The sequence below is a fragment of the Tropicimonas marinistellae genome (assembly GCF_001509585.1).
In the GTDB taxonomy this organism is placed as follows: domain Bacteria; phylum Pseudomonadota; class Alphaproteobacteria; order Rhodobacterales; family Rhodobacteraceae; genus Tropicimonas; species Tropicimonas marinistellae.
Window position 1 is genome coordinate 158,425 of sequence record NZ_LNCI01000002.1, and the last position, 22,082, is coordinate 180,506.

The window sequence follows — 22,082 nt, forward strand, 5'->3', positions numbered from 1 at the left end:
TCAGGTGCGCCGCTACGCGAACGGCGCGTCACGAAAACTCCGGCCCGCGCCTATTGGGCGATGCTGTTGATCGTCGAGTTGAAAACGCCCGGTCCCATCTGCGAGATCACGCGGTTCCAGCTGGTGATCGGCTGCTCCGCGACGAAGATGATATCGTTGGGTCTCAACTCGAAACGGGTTGCCAACAGCAGCGACGCCGCGTTCTTCGCGTTGAGTTGCCAAGCGGTTATCGATGAGAAATCCCGCGCGTCAGCTTCGCCGCGAATAACGTAGATTTCCGCAAGGTCGCCGTTGATCGTGGGGATGCCGCCCTCCTCGAACACCGCATCTGCGAGAACGGCGCGCTGGTCGAAGGGCAGGGGGAAGCGGCGCTGAGTCTTGAGTTCACCGGTCATGTAGACGTAGTCACGATCGACCGCGTCATATCGCATGCGGGCGTCGAAGTTCTCCCGGGCTTCGTCAAGCGACCCGCGGCGAAGTTCCATCTCGTAGTTCAGTTCCTGGATGGCATCCCGACGCGCGGTGCGCTGCGCCTCGCTAAGCCGGATCTGCTCCTCGAAGTAGGCCTGCGCCCGGCCAAGGTCGAATTCGGTGTCGATGAAGATACTATCGCCATCGACAAGCCGGATCTGCTGCAACTCCTTTGAAGAGTAGAGTTCCTCCAGCGGAATCTGATACAGGCTTCCGTCGCGGAAGAGGCGGACGCTGACATAGTCAATGTCGTTTGCCGTGACGCCACCCGCACTCGCCAGTGCCTCGTTGAGGTAAAGCGGACGCAAGTCTATCGGAAGCACAGTCGGTTTTGCGACGGCGCCGCCAATCGACACCCGCTGCGAATTGAATTCCGCGACTTCGAGGCTGAAGGCCGGGTCAATCTGATTTTCGACCAGCGCCTGGAACACCATCTCGTTGGCAACCGCGAGTGTCTCGCCAGCAAGGTAGATCCTGCCGACGTCGGGAATGGAAATAGCGCCGTCATCCTGAACGACGTACCCTTGTCGGCGGTTCTGAGCGGCCAGAAGACCTGTGAGTTCTTCAACCGAATTGGCCGCTGCCGGAGTCGCCAGCACGAGGACGTCGCCGATGCCGATCTGGTACGGCATTGCTTGTACCGCGGGTGGAATTCGCGTTTCCATCAGCGCGGGCCGAACCTCGGGCTCAACGGCCGGGTCGGGCAAGGCCCCGGCGCCGCGCAGACCGCTTCCGCCACCTGCCGTCTGCCCGAACACCGCTGGCAACGAAGAGGGCTGATAGGGGGTCTGGTTCGCTGCGAGCACTGTCTCCGCGGTCAGCGGGACCACGCGCACCTTGGCTCCGTTGAATGTTCCTTCGCTTACCTGCGGGCTCGTGTACACGACGCCACACCCGGTGAGCGCGAGCGACGATGCCACGGAGGCCGCAACCAACAGTCGTCTCATTCCTGATCTCCCGTGGCGTCTGCCTGTGATGTGTGTTGTGGATCCGGATGGCGCAGATTTGCGTATCCAAGCTGTGAGCCGAGCCATTGCCGCGACTGGATCATACGTCCCTGCCGGTCACGCCAATAGTAGTTCTCGAATGTGGTGTCCGCGTTGCGGCAGGCCACGCGCGTTTCCACACCTTGTTCGATGACCCCGTTCCGGGGATGGGAAACGGTGGCCGGCGCGGAGATTTCGCACACGTAGCCGCGGATTCGAAGGCCGGTGGAGTCGGAGAAATACCGATGGATGACGGTGGTAACCCGCGGCGTGGGCAAGTCGTCCCAAGCCGATGGAAGCTCTGCGTCGATAGAGACGATATCCGAGCCCAGGCCCTGCGTCGCGATAACCACGCCCTGCCGTTCGGTCAGGTTGACCATATCGTCCGTTAGCCACACGGTTTCGTCACCATAGATTTTTACCGGCGACAGCAATGCGCTGGCCCCGTACTGCTCGAATGCGACGGCGAGTTTTTGGCGCTGGATTGTTTCTTCCGCTTCAACGCTCGTCGTTTCGATGATTACCTGACCGGACGCTGGCTTAGAGCCCAGGGCCGAAAAATCGCACCCGGTCGTTGCAAGAATACACACAACAGCCGTCAGGAAACTCTGCCGTTTCATCGCCAGAATTTCCCCCAGCGACGCTCAAGTGTGGGTTCCTGGTCGTCCTTTACGACGCCATAGAGACGGTTGCGGACAGCAAGACGGGCGCCGCCGTCGCGTGTGAGCGGGCGGATTGTTGTCCCGAAACCGTTCAGCGATGGCTCTCCGGAGATCCAGGACATGGGGATCTGGAAGAAGATACCCTTGTCGAATGACCCTTCGCCGAAATCCTCGGCGCTGACGTCAGTGAAGGTTGCAAAGGCGCCCACGCGCCAGCCATTCGCGAAATCCCGGCTAAACGTGAATGTGCTGCCCCAGTCGCCGGCCAGGTATCGGCCTGCATCGACCTGACCGAAGTACCCGTTGCCAAATTCATAATACGCCGAGGCGTGGCCGGTCATTACTTCGTAGTCCAGAAAGCCGAAGCCGCCTTCGTAGTCGCGTTGGCGGACATAGTTCAGATCGGCGCCGAAGGCGAACGGGCTGGTTACAGGTTTCCAGAGCAATTCGCCCGAAACGCCACCATACATGCGTTCCAGATAGCCAGCCGTCGTGCGGCCGTAGAGGTCGGCTCCGGGCTTGAAGAAGTACTCGCCGGTGAGATGGCTGAGGTAGGACGGGCCATTCTGGTCGTAGAGTGCCAGGTCGGAGCGCACATGGGGCAGGACGGAATCGGACTCGCGCGTGGCTTCGTCCCGGTTGCCGACGAGTTTCAACCGGTATCGCCCACCGAGGACAACCCCCGGTGCCGGCGCGTAGGCGAGGTTGAACTCGGCGCCGGCGTCAGCGCGAAACGGATCGTCCGGATCGAAGAGCGAGGCTGAGATATAGGGTTTCAACCTGAAGTCGGTATTGGGATAGGCCGCGGGCAGGTAATTGCCGTAACCGAGCTTACCGTAGGAATCTTCGACCTTTGTGCGGACGTAGCTTTTCCAGGCCCGTTCGGGATTGGTCTCCAGGTCTTCGAGGTCCGACCGTCGCACAGTGGAGGTCGATGTCGGCAGTTCCGTGTTGATCAGCGTGATCTGGAACGTTTCCACGCGATCCGGCAAGATCGCGGCCATCACGCGGGAGGCACGGCCAATCGCCTGCGGGGTGGCGTCGTACCGGTTGTTGCGCATCTTCACCCGCGCGGTGGAGCCCTGAACATCCAGCGCGACGAGTTCAAGTCCCTGTGTATTGAATCCCTCCGCGGTGGCGGTTTTGATCTGTTCGGCCGACGCGGATTCCAGCTGATGCGAGGGCAGGCCCCAGGCTGCGAGGTCCACTTTGCTACCGTGTCGCACCGACACCGGCGGCGGCGCTTCTTCGCGGCCGCCCGGGAAAGGCGGTTCCTTGGGGTTGACTGTCACAGTCGCCCGGATGCCGAATTCCGAACCGTAGAGCGAATAGGCCCCGAGATCGAGCCAGGGCAATACGCGGTAGGTCACGCCGAAGTTGAACGGGCTGTTGTAGTCGAATTCGCCCGATTCATCTTCGAGCTTGTAGGCATCGGACGAATACTCGGCCACGAAGCCCAGCTTGTCCGTGGCTTGCCAACTCACGCCTGCAAACACGGCGGCGGGACCGCTGAACCAGTCATCGGCACTGAATTCGCCGGGCGCGTTTCTGATGCCGGACGTGACGCGTGTGTCGCCGGATATGATTTCGGAGCTGCTGTTCGTTCCGAGCCGTCCCCAACCGACACCGGCGGAGAAGGTCAGGTCCGGGCGCAGGTGTTTGGTCGCCACGATATGCTCGGACGCGAAAAAGCCGGTACCGCCGAAGTCACTGATCCCCAGCGAAACGGCCGGTCGATAAACGCCCTCGTCGATAAACCGGTACTGAAAGGAAAAGGCGCGGTCGTATTGTTCAAACTCACCATAAGACTCGGACTCGCCAAACAGCCCTTCGGTATAGGAATACTGGAAGGTCCCTGTCAGGCGCTCTGAGATCTGGAAATTGATCGTTGTACGCCAGCCGCCCTCCCGAATTGCCGCTGTGGTCGAGAACTGGCCATCGGGTTGCATGTCGGCACTGGGCATATCAATGTAGCCCGGCGTTCCCTGAAACGATAATTGCGGCCGGGAAAAGGTCTCTGCCCGGGTTGCCGTGGGAAGGGGAAGAACAATTGCGCTGGTGCCTGCGGCGGTCGTGGCCAAAAGGGCTGCGTAACGCCACCTAGCCATCGCGCGAAACCTCTTGCCTGCTGTCGGGCGTCGGTTGGGCCTGCATCCGTTGTGCGAAACTCCGGGAGCCTGGGTGGGCTCCGGCACGCACCCATATCGGCCTCGCGTAGAGAACCGCCCCTCGTGTGAACGAGGAAGTTGAACTGCCCAACATTTTTACCTGCCACTTGATTTGTTGTTTCTTGGCTTGGCGAATTTATATCGGCCGGCCGTAGCCCTGTCACGTATTGAGGCCGTCGGTTCGACCATGTGTTGTATAAACTCCCGGTTATTGTGCACGTCGTATGATTTCAGGCCGTAAACAGCGACTTTTTGCAGCAATTGTCTCTGCTTGCGGCCCCCGCGCGAAGCTGTTCCGAGGCCTGGTCTTGCCGCCTTCGAAAGCTGTCATGAAACCGTTTCAATTGGCGGATCCGATCCTGTCAGACGCCGTGGGATCGACGTGTGGTTGGGTGTGCAAGATCTTCTGGCCGAGCGGCGTCAGAAATGTGCCAGGTGTGTCTGTCCGGCATAACGCCGGGCCTGATCGGTGCATTTTTTTCATTTTTCTTACCGTATTGCGCTCGGACTCGTTAAGGTTCCGCAACAAGAGCAGTCAATAAAAGCGAAAAGCTATGAACCAGCACAATCGTCTCGTTGCGGACGGTTCCGGCAGTCGGGCGGCCGATTTGGCCGAGGACGACGATGTCGTCGATATCTACTCGATACTGCTCGCATTGTCGCGGGGGCGCATCTGGATCGGTGCGGCGATGGTGCTCGGTTTGGCGTTCGGCATCGTCTGGGCCGAGTTTCTCTCAACTCCCGTCTTCCGGTCCACGGCGACAATCAAGCTGGAGAATGACGAAACGGAGGTCGCGGGCCTGCCCTCGCTGATCGGCAACAGCAACTTCCTGTGGAACGACGCCCTGATGACGACCGAGGTCGGGGTAATCGAATCCTACAATCTTGCCGAGAAGCTCGCGGTCGAACTCGACCTCATGAACGATCCGGAGTTCAACCCATTCCTCGTTGTTGAGGGTGAGGATGATGCGGGGGGTGGCCTGTTCGGGCGTGGTGCGCAAAGTGAGGCGGCCGAGGATATTCCGACGGAGGACGAGATCCTGTACGAGATCGCCTCCGGGTTGCGCAGGCAGGTCTACGTCACCAACCCGGAATGGTCCTATTTGCTCGACATCTCGGTGATCGACACCGATCCCGACCGCGCGGCGCTTCTGGCGAACACGCTGGCAGAACTCTACATTCGCGATCAGATCGAGGTGCGTTTCGAGCGCACGCGGGAGGCCAAGAACTGGCTGTCCGACGAGACGGTGGCGTTGAAGAAGGACCTTGAAGCGTCCTCAAGCAGGATCGAGGCGTTCCGGGCGAATTCCGACTTGCAGAGCGAAGAAACGCTGGAAGCGCTGAACTTCCAGCTCAAGACGCTGCGGGAGAGAGTGGAAGGCGCCGAACGCGATGTGCAGATGCTCGAGGACAGGAAGGCCAGGCTGGTCGCGGCGCAGGCGTCCGGTTCCATCCCGCAGCAGGCGGCCGTCCTTCAGGAAGTGACCGGCCGTTCCCTTGGAGCCGAGATTGATGAAAGTTCGCCCGCTTCCGTCGACGCCTTCGAACGTCAATTCGCCAAGGCCATGCAGGACACGGACACGCGACTGAGCCGGGAGCGCGACCAGGCCCGGACGCTTCGCGCATCCCTCGACCGCCAGCAGGAAACCATTGATCGTCAGTCGGCCGAATACGTTGAACTGCGCCAACTGGAGCGGGAGGCCGAGGCCGACAGGATGATCTACGAGTACTTCCTCGCCCGGCTGAAGGAGGCGTCCGTCAAGGAGGGGTTTGCGCAAGCCAACGCGCGGGTGGTGTCACCGGCCTTCGAGGGAATGCAGATTGCCCCGAACAGCCCCGCCATCGTCACGATGACCACTTTCATCGCGCTTATCGCCGGGTGCGGTCTTGTCCTGCTGAGGGATCGGTTTAACGATACCTACCGGCTCGGCGAGGCGTTGGAAAACGACACCGGGCTGCCGGTGCTGGGGCAGATCCCGCAGATACCCGGAGAATCCCGCGCCGACTTGATTTCCTATATCGTTGAGAAGCCGAGTTCGGTGCCGGCTGAGGCCATTCGCGGATTGAGAACATCACTTCAATTCTCCTCTTTCGACGCCGTGCCGCAGACATTTCTCGTCACGTCTTCGGTTCCGGGCGAAGGCAAAACGGTGACGTCTGCCGCATTGGCCCATCACTTCGCCGGGTTAGGCAAGGCGGTGCTGTTGGTGGAATGTGACGTTCGCCGCCGTGCCTTTTCGGAGATGTTCCCGACACCGCCCAAGCACTCGTTGCTATCGGTCATTTCGGGAGAGGCGGGGCTATTGGAATCCGTGCAGAGCCACACGTCTCTCGGCATTGACGTGCTCGCCAGCGCAGAGCCGCCCGCGAACCCGGTGGACATTCTGTCGTCGCACGCGTTCGGCTGCCTGATCGACGTTGCCCGAGAGGCCTACGACATCATCGTGATCGACACGCCACCGCTGCTTCTGGTGCCGGACGCGCGTGTCGTCGGTCAGTATGCCGACCGGATCCTGTTCATGGTCCATTGGGACAAGACACGGCGTGCCCAGGTGCGCGCTGCGCTTGCCCAGCTTCGTCTCGGCGGGCTGTCGCCAGATGGTCTGGTGCTCACAAACATCGACACCAAACGTCTGCAGGCCTACGGACACGGGGAGCGCTATGGGGCATATTCAGCGAAAGGCGCTTCGAAGTACTACGAGAACTGAGGCGCTCCGGCGAGACTAGCGTTAACGGAAACCGTCACGCCGACTTGATTGGCGGCGCAATGCGGCGCTCAGGAGTCGCCAATTGCTCAGCAACTTCAAGTAGTGGCGACGGCGCTCCCGGTCTCGGAGAAAGTCCCTGGCGTGGAATTTCAGGGTGTAGAGGTCGAACCGCCAACGCGCCACGCCAGGTGACCCGAAGACGCGCAAGGCGCCGTCGGCCCAGGCGTTCTTCTGTTTGGAATCCGGATCGAATAGCCGGGCCGCGAGCGCAATACTGTTCTCGAACGCCCGGCGATGCCCGGCCCGGTCGAACCGCTCCTGTATCGCCGCAATCGCCTCCGGGGCAAGTTGTCGCCTGAGCAGATGCAGATCCACTGCATCCCTCAACGAGATTGGTCGGCCAGAGAAGCGCTCCGGATCGCTGAGTTGCCAGTGTGCGATCACATGGATCAGGCGCCAGTGGGTCGATGGTACTCCGAGGTTCGACGCGGAATCTGTCACTGCCTCCGCCAACACTTGCTTGGAGTCGACGATGTTTCCGGCATAGCCTGGCGCGGCTTGTCGGTGGAGTTCTACAGGTGCGGGCCAGCCTTCCAGAAACAGTGGCGGAAAATGGTGATGGTCGACCCACTTGTGATGATCGGCTTCTTCCTGCGTCGCTCCGCGTGCGAGAAGCGCCTGCCGCAAGGTTAACGCGTCCTCAGGCGTCAGCAGGACGTCGACGTCGCTGAGCATTCGGGCCCCCGCGGCAGGGTAGAGGGGCGAGATCAACTCGGCGGCACCCTTCAGGGCCACCGCGGTGAGCCCAAGGGCCTCGGTCATCGATCCAAGGGAACGAACCTGCGCGAGGATGGCCTCGTTCCTGCGGGCATTCGCGTACTGGATCTCCTGCAGGAACAGACAGAGATCGTCGGGGACGCACTCCTTCAGCGATGGGTCTTCGGCAAAGGCGGTGGCGAGCAAGGGGTGGATCAGGTGAGCAGAGGCGATTGCAACCAGTTCGCCTGCGTCACTGTGCGCGAGATCCTGATGCAGACCTTCCCGTGCAGGCAGGCCCAGGGCCACGGGCAGAAGGCCCAGAATGGCACGGTGCGGCGCGGACGCGCAGGCAGCCAGGTGGACTTGCATGGCGGGCTCGATTTCCGTTGCGAGTTGCCTTTGACCGCGAGCATAGCGCGAAGCAGCCCGCGAACGAAAGGCGGTCGCCGAGCCTGTCCAGGGCGCCCCATCTTGCGGCGGTAGCGCAAGGTCGAGGCAGATCGAGCTATTTAATGAAACACCTGTGCTGGGCAAAAAAATTGCAATTATTGAATGTCTGGAAAGGTTAATTTACCCACTCAACCATTATATGAACTCGGACGGTACGGCGTCATGGTTCTGATACAATTGAGTCAGCCAAGTCGATATCAGAATTCGCGATATTGCTTCTTTAAACGAATCGCACGTCTCGTGTGTCCGTTGTCCCCGCGCCGATCACGAGATCTGCCCCATTCGGCGCGCTGCGACGCGTGTTTTCACCTCAGCCTCGGCAGCTGCTGCGTTGCAGAATCACACCGGCGGTACGTTCTCCGTGCAAGTCGGCCAGTTGAACCGCATCCGCGACCGGTGCGAGATGGGGATGCTGCCAGCAACACGATGGGACTGCGCTGCAACCAACAGGAAATGTTAAGAAAAAATTAACATTCGCGTGATTCATTAACCAAGTCTTGCTGGGAACGCACTCTTCGTCGGACGCCGCGTTCGAGGTCGATTCGCAGGAAGACGCGCTGCTGGAGCGCATAGTGCACCCGCGGAAACCCACATTGCGGCAACACGGGCACCCACATCACATGGTTATGCCCGGATGTCGCCCTGAAACAGCCAAGAAAGTAGGCAAACAAGAGCAAAACAGGTTAGCAATTTAGTAAAAAGTTACACAGGTACAGCAGCAGTGGCGGTGGGCCATCATTGGGTTGCTCGCTAATATGGTTAATGTTAACGAGACCCTATAACGGCCGCCTACGACGGTAAGATTGGTAGTGTGTGACGAGCAGTTTTGTATTTGGCCGGCCGCCTTGGAATTGGGGTTTCGTTTAGCAGGCTAGGATCGCAAAATTGACCTATGTGGACAAGCTGGGCGGCAGTGGTCGCGCGGACACTATTGTTGCGTCTTTGCCGACGGGGAAGTTCGGCGGTTCGCAGGTATATCCCCGGGCCGTGAAGCCCTCGGTTGAATTCCTGATCATTGTGGCGACGGCACCGATTACGCTTGCCCTGGTGTTTATTTTGGCCCTGCTCATCGCAACTGACGGTAGCAATCCGTTCTATACGCAAGTTCGAGTTGGTAGAAACGGCAAATTATTCCGGATCTGGAAGTTGCGGACAATGGTCCCGAATGCGGATCGCATGCTGGCGGCTTATCTCGCGAGCGACGATACCGCGCGGGAAGAGTGGGAAAAGACCCAGAAACTGAAAAAAGATCCGCGCGTGACGCGCTTGGGCCGTTTCCTGCGGAAATCATCGTTGGATGAGTTGCCGCAACTCTTCAATGTATTGAATGGAACGATGTCACTGGTTGGACCGCGCCCGATGTTGGTCAATCAGCAGGAATCCTATCCCGGTTCTTCCTATTACAAGATGAAACCCGGAATTACCGGTGTGTGGCAGGTCTACGCGCGCAACGAATCCGGATTCTCCCAACGTGCGAAATACGATGACCTTTACCATCGCGTCATGTCATGGAGAACGGACGCGACGCTGCTCTTCAAAACAGTGGGCGTGGTGTTCCGGAGCACGGGTCACTGAGACGGGTCATTGTTGCCCGGCGGAGGTGCTTCAACGCCCCCAGGGGGCAGGGCTCGGTTCTGGGTTCGATTTGTCCGCTCCCGCGCCCGACCATTCCATTTCGACGGCGGCTGTGGTGGTAACCCGCAGGCATTGCGCGAGATTCTTTGATGAGTTGCTTTCGGCCCGACGGCACTGGAACGCGACCGCACGATGGGACAGGTACATTGTCTTGTGTTGCGTCCCCATCCTACGCGCAGGCCGTATCAGCATGCAGATAGGTTGGTCTGGCGGCGGCAAAATCACACGCCTAAATTGCCGGGCAGGGTAGACGCTTGATCGCTTCATGCCCGGCGAAGCTCGTACGTGTGCCGCCACACAGTTGACAAATTACTCGCGCATCTCTCTTGGATACGGAACATGGAACTCGGGTCGAGCGACCCAAACCGGATAGGCTGAAGTTGCGATACGCTGCAAATCCCGAACAAGAAAACCAGTGGATTGTTGTCGTCGCGACGGTTTTGCTGGGTATCTTGATTGCCATTGCAACGCTTGCTCCGATCACAATCCTGCCGGAGTTTCCCGCCGGAATGGACAAGTCCGGTCACGTGGCGGCGTTCGCCGCGTTGACTTTTCCCGCGGCGCTGCTTCGACCGCGATTGTTAATGTGGTTCTTTCCGGTTTGCGTCCTGTTCGGCGGGCTTATAGAGATCATTCAACCGCACTTTGGACGTCAGGTTGAATTTCACGATTTCCTCGCGGATGCAATTGGTGCCACCTTCGGGGTAGGATTTGGCTTCCTTATTCGCGCGCTTACTTGTCCGAAAGCGATTTATGTTCAACCGGAACGATAGCCGATAGGACTTCAATTTCCACCTTTAGTACGGACTTCCTATTTACAGGTATGCTCAGGGATTAATCAAAAAACGATGCGTACCCTTGGCCTGTAATTGCGCTACGTCAAAAATATATAACTATACCAAAGGGTTATAACCGCTGCTGTGCGCTTGGCTCGACAGGATGCTCCAGATGCGCACGACGTGGCGCCGGTTGGAGAACTTCCGCATCCAGTCAAGCGCGGCGAACACGGCCTCTGGAAGGCTATGACGCGGTCTGCCACGATGGATGACTTCCGATTTTGAATCGCTGGCCGCCGTCTCGCCCGGCCAATCGTGATCCCCGTTGGCGTTGCTGGCAGTTGGCTCGACACCTGCGACCCGCAAGCGCTCCGGCCGGTTGAGCCGCACTTGCCGGATTCAATTGGCAGGTATCGTGGTTAGGGGGTGCTGTTTGATGAGAACATGCGGGCGCATAGTCAATCGATGGAAATCGTCCCGATCGCTTCCTAAACCGGGTTCTTTGCTCTATCCGCAGCGGATCCTGGTAAGCCAAATCACGGAGCCAAACAAGCATACGCCGGTGGTCGCCGTGTTGCAGGCGACTGATTCTTAATAGCTTTATTTGCAGGCTGGCTGGGGTGGTAGGATTCGAACCTACGATACACGGTACCAAAAACCGCTGCCTTACCACTTGGCTACACCCCAGCAGCGGAGCGCTTCATACTTGCAGGTCCGGAGCACCGCAAGCCCCTTGTTGCAAAAATCTGTCGTGCCGGCGCGAGAAGTCAGATGCGGGCTGGCGCGGCCTTGGCGAGCCGGTCGAACGCTGAAAGGTCTCGCAGGAGAGCGGGCATTTTCGACAGCGGCACCATGTTGGGCCCGTCCGACGGGGCGCTGTCGGGCGCTTCGTGGGTTTCGATGAAGACAGCGGCAATCCCAAGGCTGACAGCCGCCCGTGCGAGTATCGGTGCGAATTCGCGCTGGCCGCCGCTTGCGCCGCCGAGCCCGCCGGGTTGTTGCACGGCGTGTGTTGCGTCCATCACCACCGGATAGCCCGTTTGCACCATCCGGGGCAGGCTTCGCATGTCCGTAACGAGCGTGTTGTATCCGAAGGAACTGCCGCGTTCGGTGAGAAGTATGTGTGTGTTGCCGGTGGACGCGACCTTCGCCGCGACATTGTCCATGTCCCAGGGGGCGAGGAATTGCCCTTTCTTGATATTGACTGCGGCTCCGGTTTCACCGGCGGCCAGAAGCAGGTCCGTCTGTCGGCAGAGAAAGGCGGGAATTTGCAGTATGTCGACGGCCGAGGCCACGGTGCTGCATTGCTCCGGCGCGTGGACATCGGTCAGCACCGGACAGCCGACCGTGTCACGCACGGTTGCGAGCATCTCCAGCCCGGCCGCCATGCCCGGGCCGCGTCGCCCGGATAGCGACGTTCGGTTCGCCTTGTCGTAGGACGCCTTGAAAACGTAGCCCAGACCGGCGTTCGCGCAGGCCTCTGCCATGGCACGGGCTATTGTCAGCGCATGGTCGGTGGTTTCGAGCTGACACGGACCGGCTATGACCGTCAGCGGGCGGTCGTTGCCGATGGTAAGCGGTCCGACAGGGACGTCGATCATGGAGTTTCCTTACGCAGAGACCTGTTCACGCAGGACCGAGGCGGTCAGCGATATCATCAGGTAGATACCTGCAAATGCGGCGAAGGCCAGCAGTGTATTCTCCAGCGCGCGGGGATATGTCGGCTCGTCCGGCGCGATGGGACGTACGCCCACCGCCATGTAGCGGACCTGTCGGTTTGCCTCGATCCGCGCCATCTCAAGTTGTTGCGCCGCCTGCTGGAGCAGCAACTGGCGGGTCGTCAACTCCCCCTCGGCGATACGCAATTCCCCGCTGATCCGCGCCAGCGAGGCCTCGCCTGTCGTGCTCAGAGTCATCGTGTTGCGCAACGTCTCGATCAGCGTTTCCAGGCGACCCACATCGCCCTCCAGGCTGCGGACCCGGGCGGCATTGGGGCGCGGGTTTGCAAGGTGTTGTTCGAGTTGCAGTTTCTTTTCGGAAAGCTGGACCTCGAACATCGTGATTTGCTCCATCAGCGATCCGGTCTCCGAGATCGGATCGAGCACGCCGAGTTCTTCCTGAAGGTCCAGGACGCGGCCCTGCGCTTCCACGACATTATTCTCTGCCACGGCATAGCTCTGCGTGGCGCCGGACATCTGATCTTCACGCAGGCGTCTGGTCAGCTGGTCCACCTGTTCTTCAGCGTATCCTATGAGCGCCTCGGAAAAGGCTTGGCTGGTATCCGGGTCGGCGGCGACGACCTCCATGCGGAGTATGCCCTCCGAGGGATCGAAACCCACCTGAACGCGGCGCTTGTAGAGCTTGTAGGCGTCTTCGTTGGTGGCATCCTCGGCCAACCGTTGAAGCGGATCGATCCAGGGCGCTTGGAAATGCGACTTGAAGCCCATGTCCGCATCCAGTCGCAGCATCGCGTCACGCGATTGCAGGTAAGATTGCACCGTGGTGCTGTCTTGCTGCATGGCCATCCCGGCGCCCTGAAACAGGTCACTCAACCCGGGCGCGGCGGAGGAATTGTCGGCTTGCTGGATGACGAATTCCGACTCCGTTGCGTACATTCTGGTCGCCGCGACGGCGAAGTACCAACCGGCGACCAACGTGGGGAGCAGAACGAAAAGCGCCAGCCGGGCGAAGAGCGCCATGGTCTTTTGGCGGCGGCGGCGCGCGATGTCCTGCTGAATGCGAAAGATCTCGCCCGCCCGATCCTCGGGCAAGCCGGCATCGGGTGTTGGCACATCTGACGGGGCAGGGGGCCGGGGTTCCTCCACAGGTTGAGGCAATTGCACCTGCATCTGTTCGGACTGCGGTGCGCGTTCCGTGGGCACGAGTTCGAGAATGGCCGCACGCTGGAACGGGTCGATCCCGCGCTTTCGCAGCTGGCGCACGGCGTCGAAGTCCGATGTGGCCGCTATTCCGTGCTTCTGCGCCATTCGCCGGGCCATCCGCAACTGGCGCCCGGTCAGCCCCTCCTTGCGGATCTCTGCAATATCGGTTTCCGAGGCAACGTCCTGCGGCGATGCAAGCTCACCGGTCTGTGCCGCCGCGACCGGATGCGCACCCGTTTGTGCCGAGGCCGCGGATTTTGTGACCGCCGCTTCTGCTGCGGTATTCATCTTGGTTCCGGATGCAGCCGCCGTGCGCTCCGTGACGACCCGTGGTCCCGCCACGTTCCCGACGACCTGTGCAATGCTGCCACCGGCGCGATGTGCCGTGCTCAGCGCCGATCGTGCCCTTGCGACGCCCTCTGCCGTCACGCCTTCGGCCAGTGCCTCGTCCGGCCGCAGGCGATATGTCCTAGCTTTGGCCTTCGAAGTCATAGAGCTGCCTTGCCTCTTCCAGTGTGTCGAACATGTGGAGCTTTCCATCGCGTAGCACGGCGGCGCTGCGGGCGAACTTCTCCAATGTCTTGGCCTGATGCGATACGATCACAACGGTCGTGTGTTTCAGCCGCTCTCGCAGGACGGCTCCGGCTTTCTTGTTGAATTCGACGTCGGTCGTATTGGGCATACCTTCGTCGATCAGGTAGATCTCGAAATCCAGTGCGAGCATGAGTGCGAAGCTGAACCGTGCGCGCATACCCTGGCTGTAGGTGCCCACGGGCATCTCGAAATACTCTTTCAGATCGCACATCCATCGTACAAAGGCTTCGACGTAAGTCGGATCGAGCCCGTAGAGACGCGCGATGTAACGTGCGTTTTCGACCCCGCTGTGGCGGTAGACGACCCCGCCCATGAAGCCCAGCGGAAAGGAAACACGGGACGTGCGCCGGATCTCCCCCTCGTCGGGTTTTTCGAGCCCAGCCATCATGTTGATGAGTGTCGTCTTGCCGGTTCCGTTCGGTGCAAGGATTCCAAGTGAGCACCCAAGTTCCACACGCAGGTTCGCGCGATCAAGGATCACCTTGCGCTGCGTCCCTGTCCAGAAGGACTTGCTGACATTGTCGAACTCGATCATGCACCGATCCCGGGGCGGCCAGATATCGCCACCATGAGAGGGATGGCGTTTCGTTACGGTTAACAGCGTTAACCTTTTCGTCCGTTTTGGGCGGCAGTATGTCTTCTTTCGTGCGATGTGATCAATATTCGGCGAGCGCGACGGTCGCAAATCGTCGGCAATTGGGTCCAGAGCGCCCTACGCAGGCGAATGATCGGCGTTTCATCCGTCATTTCCTCGGTGATTGGCTACGAGCATGGATGCAAAGCGACCTCGCCGCGTACCGGCGGTACGGGCCAGGACCATTTGCGCGGCGACGGCGCCCCTGCAAAACGCACAGCGCCACCTCAGCGGGTGGCGCAGCCGTGGTTCTCGTGGTTGACCGTTCGTCGGGCTACGGGAGCGTGCGCCTCAGGCGTGTGGACCCGTAGGCGTCAGGCGACCACCGACCAAACGCTGCCGGCCAGCACTGCACCCAGCATGGCAAACCCCAGGTAGCCGGCGAAGACACGAGGCTTGACGAGCGCCCAGACCGCAACGGCAGCGGGAATGCAGCTCACGCCACCGGCAATGGCAAAGGACATGGCCGCGCCATCCGACATGCCCTGCCGTAGAAGCGCATCGATCAGCGGCACCGCGGCGTAGCCATTGAGATAGGCCGGAGCGCCGACAATCGCGCCAAGCAGGATCGGCCCGAGCCCCTGGCCACCGAGCAGCCCGGCAATGGCTTCGGCCGGCACGTAGGCAAGCATCAGAGCTTCCAGCAGGTAGGCGAGAAGCAGCCATTTCACGAGGAAGACGGCGTTATCCAAGGTGGTTGCCCGGAAGGTGTCGCGCCGCGGGGCTTCTGTCCAGAATTTCCATACCGGCTTGCCCGAAAACGGTTTCTTGACACCGCAGCAGCCTCCGATCTGCGGCTTATCCCGCAAGGGATCGGCGAAGACGGGCGAATTCGCAAAGGCCCGCACGCCAAACCCGCCCAGCATTCCGAGGCCCACGGCCGAAATCGTCTTGGCAATGGCAAAGTCCCATCCGAGCGTTCCGGATGTGATCAAGAACATCGCCGGATCCATCAACGGCGAGGCCAACCAGAACGCCATGACGGCGGAGAGTGGCGCACCGACGGCCAGCAGCGCCGCGATGAAGGGGATGACCTCGCAAGAACAGAAGGGGGACAACCCGCCGAGCAACGCCGCCATCAGGATCATCCGAGTCTCGCGCCCCTCGAAGGCCTTCGCCAGGAGTGTCTCGGCACCGGTCGCCTTGAGAAGGGCCACGGCCAGCACCGCGAAGACGATGAATGGCGCCGTGTGACCGAGAGCGCCGAGCGCGAACGACATCGTCGGGACGGCCTGTGGCGCGTCGAACAGGGCAACGAGCAGGGGGATCGCGAGGATCAGTAGCCAAACCTTGTCGATCCGTCGCCAGAGCGCCGAAAGGGAGGGGGAACTGTGGGTCGTGTCAGTCATGGTCGTCCGGAAGGTTGAGTGGGGCGCAATCGGCGCAGCATTCCGACAGCAGGAAATCGGCAAGTGTACGGATGTGGTCATAGGCCACGGCGGCGCAGATGATGCTGCGCCCTTTCCGCGTCTGCTGGACAAGGCCCACGTGGGCCAACGTTTTCACGTGGTGGGTCAGCGTGGAGCCGGTGACGCCACAGCGCGCCCCGAGTTCGCCGATGCTGAGCCCATCGGGCCCGGCCCGAACCAACGTACGCAGAACGGTCAGCCGCTGTTCTGAACCGAGCGCGGCAAAAGCGGAGGCCGCAATTTCCAGCGGCACACGGGGAGGGGCGTGAGTCGTCATGCGCAATCATTTTCATAATTCTAGAAATATCGCAATATGGAATTTGCCCGGGTTGTCCATACGAACTACATTGCTAACAGATGGACACCCTTCCCGACCGTATCGCCGCCTGCCGGATCTGTGCCGATCGCTTCGCCGCGACGGAAACAGCGCACGCACCGCGGCCGGTGGTGTGGTTCCAGAAAGGTGCGCGCCTCTTGATTGCCGGACAGGCGCCCGGGGCGCGGGTGCACGAGGCAGGCATTCCTTTTCAAGATGCCTCGGGCGACAGGTTGCGCGACTGGCTGGGGCTGGATTCAGCGGTGTTTTATGACCGTTCGCGTGTGGCGCTCATCCCGATGGCGTTCTGCTTTCCCGGCTATCGCAAGGGAGCCGACTTGCCACCGCCGCCAGATTGCGCACGCGCCTGGCGTGCCCAGGTGCTCGACCACGCCGGGCCGTTCGACCTCGTGGTTCTGGTGGGCGGACACGCGCAGAAGTACCACCTTGGCGCCGCGGCAAAAGGCGGCGTGACCCGCACCGTGGCACGATGGCGCGACCATGCGCCGGACGTCTTCCCCTTGCCCCATCCGTCTTGGCGCAATACGGCGTGGCTGAAGCGAAACCCGTGGTTCGAGACGGATCTGCTGCCGGTATTGCGCGCGCGCATCCAGGAGGTGTTGAGATGAATGACGAGATGACGGCGCTCGACCGGGCGCACCAGGCCATGGCCGAGACACCCGAGAGCGACGCGGCGCGAATGCGTTTCTACGAGCGGCTTGCCGATTCGGAGCTGTTCCTGCTGCTGGCGGCGGAATCGGAGGGCGACACGATCGAGCCGCAGGTGTTTCCGCTGGAGGAGGGGCCTGTCGTCCTGGTATTCGACCGCGAGCTTCGATTGGCGGACTTTGTTGGCGCGGCGGCGGATTTCGCCGCGCTGTCAGGACGGCAGATCGTGAAGCTGCTCGCGGGCCAGGGGATGGGACTGGGCGTCAACCTTGGCGTGCCCGGCTCCGAGACCGTATTGCCGGCCGACGCCGTAGATTGGCTGGCCGGGGCGCTCGACAACGCTCCGACGGAGGCGGAGGATCGCCCGGAGGAGGTATCGCCGCCGGGTGGCGTTCCGGAGAGCCTGCTGCAGGGTTTCGATGCAAAGTTCGCGACCGCCGCCGGCCTTGCGCGCCTGGTCTATCTTGCCAGCGTTCGCTACCAGAGCGGCCGGACCGGGCATTTGCTGGCCTTCGTCGAGACGGTCGATGGAGCGCAGACGGCGCTGGCGACTGCCGCGTCGGAGGCGCTGACCTTCTCGGGGCTGGATGCCGGCGAGATGGATGTTGTCTTCCTCTCCGCGAGCGATCCGCTGGCCGCGCGGCTGGCGAAGGTGGGCTTGCGGTTCGACCTGCCGGAACCGGAGGTACCCGAGATCACGGAAATCGCGCCCCCGGGCATGGACCCCGACGCCCCGCCGATCCTGCGCTGAGCAAGGCGCCCTCCTGTACCGACCGGTCTCGCTGCCCGCCGAAGGCGGGCCCCGCCCAACCGCCGCCGAGGCGCGCGGCACGCGCGCGCCGGCGGTGGGCGGGAGACCTCGGCCGGGCGGTGTCCCACGGTGAGACAGTGTTCGGATTACGTGATTTCAACGGGTTGCGCGGGCATGTTCAGAGATCGTTAACCATTCCGCGCGAGAGGACGGGTGTGGCCATGCCACCGTGTATCGGGGGCGGGGACGTCGGATCGGGAGATGCTGCGGTCGCCCAAGACAGCCGGGCGACCTTCGACAAGCGGCGACACGCGCGCCCAGAGAGGAAATCTCATCGCCGGGCTCCTGTTCCTTGGGTTCAGTTGGACGCGCGGGCAGGTTTCGACCGTTGAGGCCGTGGCGCCACTGGCACGGGATCACGGCGGTGCCGCCGTGCCAGCGCCAGCCCCGATCCCGCGCTCGCTGCGGGTGTTCGGTCCAGCCTGCCTGTGAGAAAGGTCTCCTCAGGACATCGACGCTGCACCGGCACGGGATCACGTCGGAGCCACCGTGACAGCGCCAGACCGCCCGCACGGTCTGGCGCTTTGCCGTCCGCACGCGATGCTCGGATAACTCGCTGATATGGTTCATATAAATCTCCCCGCCCAAGCGTCGGAGCGCCAGCCCGCCGTCTGGCTTTGTCGCGGCTATCCGTTCGGGTGCTCGGTCCCGTCTGCCAGCGAAAAGAACCGTGGGATTTTGAAGCGTCATCCGGCACGGGGCAAGGGCGCAGCCCGCCGTGCCAGCGCCAGACCGCCTGCACGGTCTGGCGCTTTGCTACCCGCGCGCAACGTTCGGATAACGCGCGGATATGGTTCATATAAATCGCCCCGCTCAAGCGTCGGAGCGCCAGCCCGCGGTCTGGCGCTGTCACGGCTATCGATGTGGATGCTCGGTCCCGTCTCCCGGCGAAATAGTCCACCTGATATTTTGATGCTCCACCGCCGCGGAATCACGGCGGAGCCGCCGTGCCAGCGCCAGGCCGCCAGCGAGACCGGAGACCTCTTTCCAGGAAATCGAAGCGGCATCCCGCCCGGAACGAGCCGAAGGCGCCGGGCGAGCGCCGGACCGGTCCCGCGGTCTGGCGCTTTGGGAGCCGCGCAGAGGGTTCGGATCTGCGCCGGACATGGCCGGGATAAACCGCTTGCCTCGCACGTCGCGGCGCCAGCCCCCGAACCGGCGCTCGCTGCGCGTGCCCGGTCCTGTCTCCCAGCGAGACCAGCCCCCCATGTCGCAGCACCATCCCCCGGCCGCGCGCCCGGTGCTCGCAGCACGGTGGAGATTGCCTCGCGTGTGACGAAGACGAATCCGCGTTTCAGGCCGCGTCAGGGCGTCTTACTGGCCATAGCGCACAAAGGCGAAGCGGCGGGCGTCGGATGCCCAGCAGGGGACATTGATCGTGCCCTGTCCGCCGAAGAGCGGGAGCACCTCGCGGGAGTCGCCGCCCTCGGCCGGCATCAGTCGGAGCGAGACGTCGAGATCGGCCGGGTGGCCCTCGGTTCCCGGCGGATAGGCGAGATAGAGCACGTGTTTCCCATCCGGCGAGGGATGCGGGAACCAGTTCACGCTGTCGTCGGAGGTCATCCGTTCGAGCCCGGTGCCGTCCGGGCGGACCCGCCACAGATCCACCGCGCCGTCCATTTCGCCGTTGAACCAGATCCAGGCGCCGTCGGGCGTGTAATCCGGCCCGTCGCAATGGTCGAAATCGAAGGTGATCTGCCGCTCCGGCCCGCCCGCCGCGGGGCAGGTGAAGATCTCCGCCTCGGCGCCGCGAAACCCGGCATAGGCAAGCTGCGCCCCGTCCGGCGACCAGCCGTGGAAATAGGACGGGACCTCCGCCGTCACCCGCTCCGGCGCGCCGCCGCCGATGGGGATGGTGTAGATGCAGCTCTGGCCCGTCTCGGTCTTGTCGCTGATGGCGATGCGTGTGCCGTCGGGCGAGATCCCGTGATCGTTGTTGAGCCCGGTGGCGAAGCCGGTATCGACGGCCTCCAGCGCCGGATCGGCCAGCGGCACGCGAAAGAGGCGCCCGTTCGAATTGACCAGGAGCGCCGCATCGCCGGGCATCCAGTTCGGCGCCTCGATATGGTGCTCGCTCCGAAGCACGATCTCCTGGGTTTCAGCGCCGAGATCGTAGACGACGAGTTCGCTGCGCATGGCAATTCCTCCGGGGGGCTGGGGTGGGCAGGTGCCGCGACACTCCTTCCCCCGCGCGGACGGCGTCAAGGCCCGATCGCCGGGACCGCGCGCCTGCCGCCGCCTGCTTGACATCTCCTCTGCCAAGGGGTGTATCGGCGCGGACCGAGACATTCCGCCGAAAGGGCTTCGAGATGCACGCCTACCGCAGCATGACCTGCGCCGACCTTACCCGCGCCAACGTGGGCGAAACCGTCCGACTCTCCGGCTGGGTCCACCGGGTGCGCGATCACGGCGGCATCCTGTTCATCGACCTGCGGGACCACTACGGCGTGACGCAGGTTCTGGCCGACCCCGACAGCGCCGCCTTTGCCGATGTGGAGAAGGTGCGCTCCGAATGGTGCATCCGCATCGACGGCGAGGTGAAGGCGCGCGACGAGAGCCTGATCAACCCCAAGCTGCCCACTGGCGAGGTGGAGGTCTTCATCCGCGAGATGGAGGTGCTGGGCGCGGCCGAGGAATTGCCGCTCATGGTCTTCGGCGATCAGGAATACCCGGAGGAAACCCGCCTGCGGTACCGCTTCCTCGACCTGCGCCGCGAGGCGATGCAGGAGAACATGACGCTGCGCTCTGACGTCGTCGCCTCCATGCGGCGGCGGATGTGGGACCAGGGCTTCCGCGAATACCAGACGCCGATCATCACCGCGTCGAGCCCTGAGGGCGCGCGCGATTTCCTCGTGCCCTCGCGGCTGCATCCGGGGCGCTTCTATGCGCTGCCGCAGGCACCGCAGCAGTTCAAGCAGCTGATGATGGTGGCGGGCTTCGACAAGTATTTCCAGATCGCGCCGTGCTTCCGCGACGAGGACCCGCGGGCCGACCGCTCGCCGACCGATTTCTACCAGCTCGACATGGAGATGTCCTTCGTCGAGCAGCAGGACGTGTTCGACACGATCCAGCCGGTGCTGGAAGGCGTGTTCGAGGAGTTCGGCAAGGGCCACAAGGTGGACAGGCACTGGCCGCAGATCTCCTACCGCGATGCCGCGCTCTGGTACGGCACCGACAAGCCGGACCTGCGCAACCCGATCAAGATGCAGGATGTCTCCGAGCATTTCCGCGGCTCGGGCTTTGCGATCTTCGCCAAGCTGCTGGAGCAGGAAGGCACGCAGATCCGCGCCATTCCGGCCCCCACGGGTGGGTCGCGCAAGTTCTGCGACCGGATGAACAAGTTCGCCCAACAAGAGGGGCTGCCGGGGATGGGTTACATCTTCTGGCGGGACGGGGCCGAGGGCATGGAGGCCGCCGGGCCGCTGGCCAAGAACATCGGGCCGGAACGCACGGAAGCCATTCGCCTGCAACTGGGGCTCGGCAAGGGCGACGCCGCCTTCTTCCTCGGCGGCAAGCCGGGGGTGTTCCAGAAGGTCGCCGGCAAGGCGCGCGACGTGATCGGCGCGGAGCTGGGGCTGACGGAGAACGACCGCTTCGCCTTCTGCTGGGTGGTCGACTTCCCGATCTACGAGAAGGACGAGGAAACCGGCGAGATCGATTTCGAGCACAACCCGTTCTCCATGCCCCAGGGCGGGCTGGAGGCGCTGGCGGGCGACCCGCTGGAGGTGCTGGGCTACCAGTACGATTGCTCGTGCAACGGCTACGAGATCCTCTCCGGCGCGATCCGGAACCACCGGCCGGAGATCATGTTCAAGGCCTTCGAGATCGCGGGCTACCCGGCCGAAGAGGTGATCAAGCGCTTCGGCGGCATGGTCAACGCCTTCAAATACGGCGCGCCGCCCCACGGCGGCTGCGCGGCTGGCATCGACCGCATCGTCATGCTGCTGGCCGACACCGCGAACATCCGCGAGGTCATCATGTTCCCGATGAACCAGCGCGCCGAAGACCTGATGATGGACGCCCCCTCGGAGCCCACGAACGAACAGCTCCGGGAGCTGTCGCTCCGGGTGATCGAACAGGAGTGAGAGGGGGCCGGTCGGCCCTCCCTGCCGCCGGACGCAACCGGCCTGAATCAAACGGATCCGGTGTCGC

Annotated in this window: 17 protein-coding genes and 1 tRNA gene; 7 read left to right on the top strand and 11 right to left on the bottom strand. The window is 62.3% G+C overall.

What is annotated here, in order from left to right; all coding sequences use genetic code 11:
* Nucleotides 1-50: 50 nt before the first annotated feature.
* From ARC39_RS04155 to ARC39_RS04165, 3 genes are read right to left on the bottom strand one after another with little or no spacing between them, the layout of a single operon-like run.
* On the bottom strand, nucleotides 51-1,418 hold the full coding sequence (locus tag ARC39_RS04155; RefSeq protein ID WP_078059063.1) for a polysaccharide biosynthesis/export family protein: 1,368 nt from the start codon (nucleotides 1,416-1,418) through the stop codon (nucleotides 51-53).
* Nucleotides 1,415-2,077 carry a YjbF family lipoprotein gene (locus tag ARC39_RS04160; RefSeq protein WP_068110545.1) on the bottom strand — a complete coding sequence of 221 codons (663 nt, stop codon included), beginning with the start codon at nucleotides 2,075-2,077 and terminating at the stop codon, nucleotides 1,415-1,417. The genes ARC39_RS04155 and ARC39_RS04160 overlap by 4 nt, the downstream gene beginning before the upstream one ends.
* Nucleotides 2,074-4,227: a YjbH domain-containing protein gene (locus ARC39_RS04165; protein WP_078059064.1), complete on the bottom strand. Its 2,154-nt coding sequence runs from the start codon at nucleotides 4,225-4,227 to the stop codon at nucleotides 2,074-2,076. The genes ARC39_RS04160 and ARC39_RS04165 overlap by 4 nt, the downstream gene beginning before the upstream one ends.
* 614 nt (nucleotides 4,228-4,841) lie before the next feature.
* Here ARC39_RS04165 and ARC39_RS04170 point away from each other — a divergent pair.
* Nucleotides 4,842-6,995, top strand: a complete 2,154-nt coding sequence (locus ARC39_RS04170; protein ID WP_068110552.1) for a GumC family protein — start codon at nucleotides 4,842-4,844, stop codon at nucleotides 6,993-6,995.
* Nucleotides 6,996-7,016: 21 nt separating this feature from the next.
* Here the strand turns inward: ARC39_RS04170 and ARC39_RS04175 are convergent, their stop codons facing one another.
* Nucleotides 7,017-8,123, bottom strand: a complete 1,107-nt coding sequence (locus ARC39_RS04175) for a nucleotidyltransferase family protein (RefSeq protein WP_068110555.1) — start codon at nucleotides 8,121-8,123, stop codon at nucleotides 7,017-7,019.
* A 975-nt stretch (nucleotides 8,124-9,098) separates the two neighbouring features.
* Between ARC39_RS04175 and ARC39_RS04180 the strand changes: the two genes are divergently transcribed.
* Nucleotides 9,099-9,779, top strand: a complete 681-nt coding sequence (locus tag ARC39_RS04180; RefSeq protein WP_236545133.1) for a sugar transferase — start codon at nucleotides 9,099-9,101, stop codon at nucleotides 9,777-9,779.
* Between the two features lie 440 nt (nucleotides 9,780-10,219).
* Entirely contained in the window at nucleotides 10,220-10,612 is a 393-nt protein-coding gene (locus ARC39_RS04185; RefSeq protein WP_068110561.1) for a VanZ family protein, read from the top strand.
* Between the two features lie 615 nt (nucleotides 10,613-11,227).
* On the opposite strand, the gene ARC39_RS04190 is transcribed toward ARC39_RS04185, so the two are convergent.
* From ARC39_RS04190 to ARC39_RS04215, 6 genes are all read right to left on the bottom strand, one after another.
* Nucleotides 11,228-11,302 (bottom strand) — tRNA-Gln (locus tag ARC39_RS04190).
* A gap of 80 nt (nucleotides 11,303-11,382) precedes the next feature.
* Entirely contained in the window at nucleotides 11,383-12,216 is an 834-nt protein-coding gene (gene kdsA / locus ARC39_RS04195) for a 3-deoxy-8-phosphooctulonate synthase (RefSeq protein ID WP_068110563.1), read from the bottom strand.
* A 9-nt stretch (nucleotides 12,217-12,225) separates the two neighbouring features.
* Nucleotides 12,226-13,989 carry a KpsE/RkpR family capsule polysaccharide export protein gene (locus tag ARC39_RS04200; protein WP_068110566.1) on the bottom strand — a complete coding sequence of 588 codons (1,764 nt, stop codon included), beginning with the start codon at nucleotides 13,987-13,989 and terminating at the stop codon, nucleotides 12,226-12,228.
* Complete coding sequence (locus ARC39_RS04205; protein WP_068110569.1) at nucleotides 13,967-14,626, bottom strand: ABC transporter ATP-binding protein; 660 nt, start codon at nucleotides 14,624-14,626, stop codon at nucleotides 13,967-13,969. Before ARC39_RS04205 ends, ARC39_RS04200 begins: the two co-directional genes overlap by 23 nt.
* 413 nt (nucleotides 14,627-15,039) lie before the next feature.
* A complete protein-coding gene (locus tag ARC39_RS04210) occupies nucleotides 15,040-16,074 on the bottom strand; it encodes a permease (RefSeq protein WP_068110572.1) in 1,035 nt (344 codons plus the stop codon).
* Nucleotides 16,067-16,411, bottom strand: coding sequence for an ArsR/SmtB family transcription factor (locus ARC39_RS04215; protein WP_149866307.1), 345 nt, complete (start codon nucleotides 16,409-16,411; stop codon nucleotides 16,067-16,069). Before ARC39_RS04215 ends, ARC39_RS04210 begins: the two co-directional genes overlap by 8 nt.
* Nucleotides 16,412-16,491: 80 nt before the next feature.
* Here ARC39_RS04215 and ARC39_RS04220 point away from each other — a divergent pair, with 80 nt between their 5' ends.
* The 3 genes from ARC39_RS04220 (at nucleotide 16,492) to ARC39_RS04230 (ending at nucleotide 18,362) form a co-directional block, all read left to right on the top strand.
* On the top strand, nucleotides 16,492-17,079 hold the full coding sequence (locus ARC39_RS04220; protein WP_068110577.1) for a uracil-DNA glycosylase family protein: 588 nt from the start codon (nucleotides 16,492-16,494) through the stop codon (nucleotides 17,077-17,079).
* On the top strand, nucleotides 17,076-17,870 hold the full coding sequence (locus ARC39_RS04225; RefSeq protein WP_236545119.1) for an SseB family protein: 795 nt from the start codon (nucleotides 17,076-17,078) through the stop codon (nucleotides 17,868-17,870). The genes ARC39_RS04220 and ARC39_RS04225 overlap by 4 nt, the downstream gene beginning before the upstream one ends.
* Nucleotides 17,871-18,131: 261 nt before the next feature.
* Entirely contained in the window at nucleotides 18,132-18,362 is a 231-nt protein-coding gene (locus ARC39_RS04230) for a hypothetical protein (protein ID WP_068110579.1), read from the top strand.
* A gap of 882 nt (nucleotides 18,363-19,244) precedes the next feature.
* On the opposite strand, the gene ARC39_RS04235 is transcribed toward ARC39_RS04230, so the two are convergent.
* Nucleotides 19,245-20,066 carry a TolB family protein gene (locus tag ARC39_RS04235; protein WP_068110582.1) on the bottom strand — a complete coding sequence of 274 codons (822 nt, stop codon included), beginning with the start codon at nucleotides 20,064-20,066 and terminating at the stop codon, nucleotides 19,245-19,247.
* Nucleotides 20,067-20,239: 173 nt separating this feature from the next.
* On the opposite strand from ARC39_RS04235, the gene aspS reads away from it, so the two are divergent.
* Nucleotides 20,240-22,015, top strand: coding sequence for an aspartate--tRNA ligase (gene aspS / locus ARC39_RS04240; RefSeq protein ID WP_068110584.1), 1,776 nt, complete (start codon nucleotides 20,240-20,242; stop codon nucleotides 22,013-22,015).
* The last annotated feature ends 67 nt before the right edge of the window (nucleotides 22,016-22,082 follow it).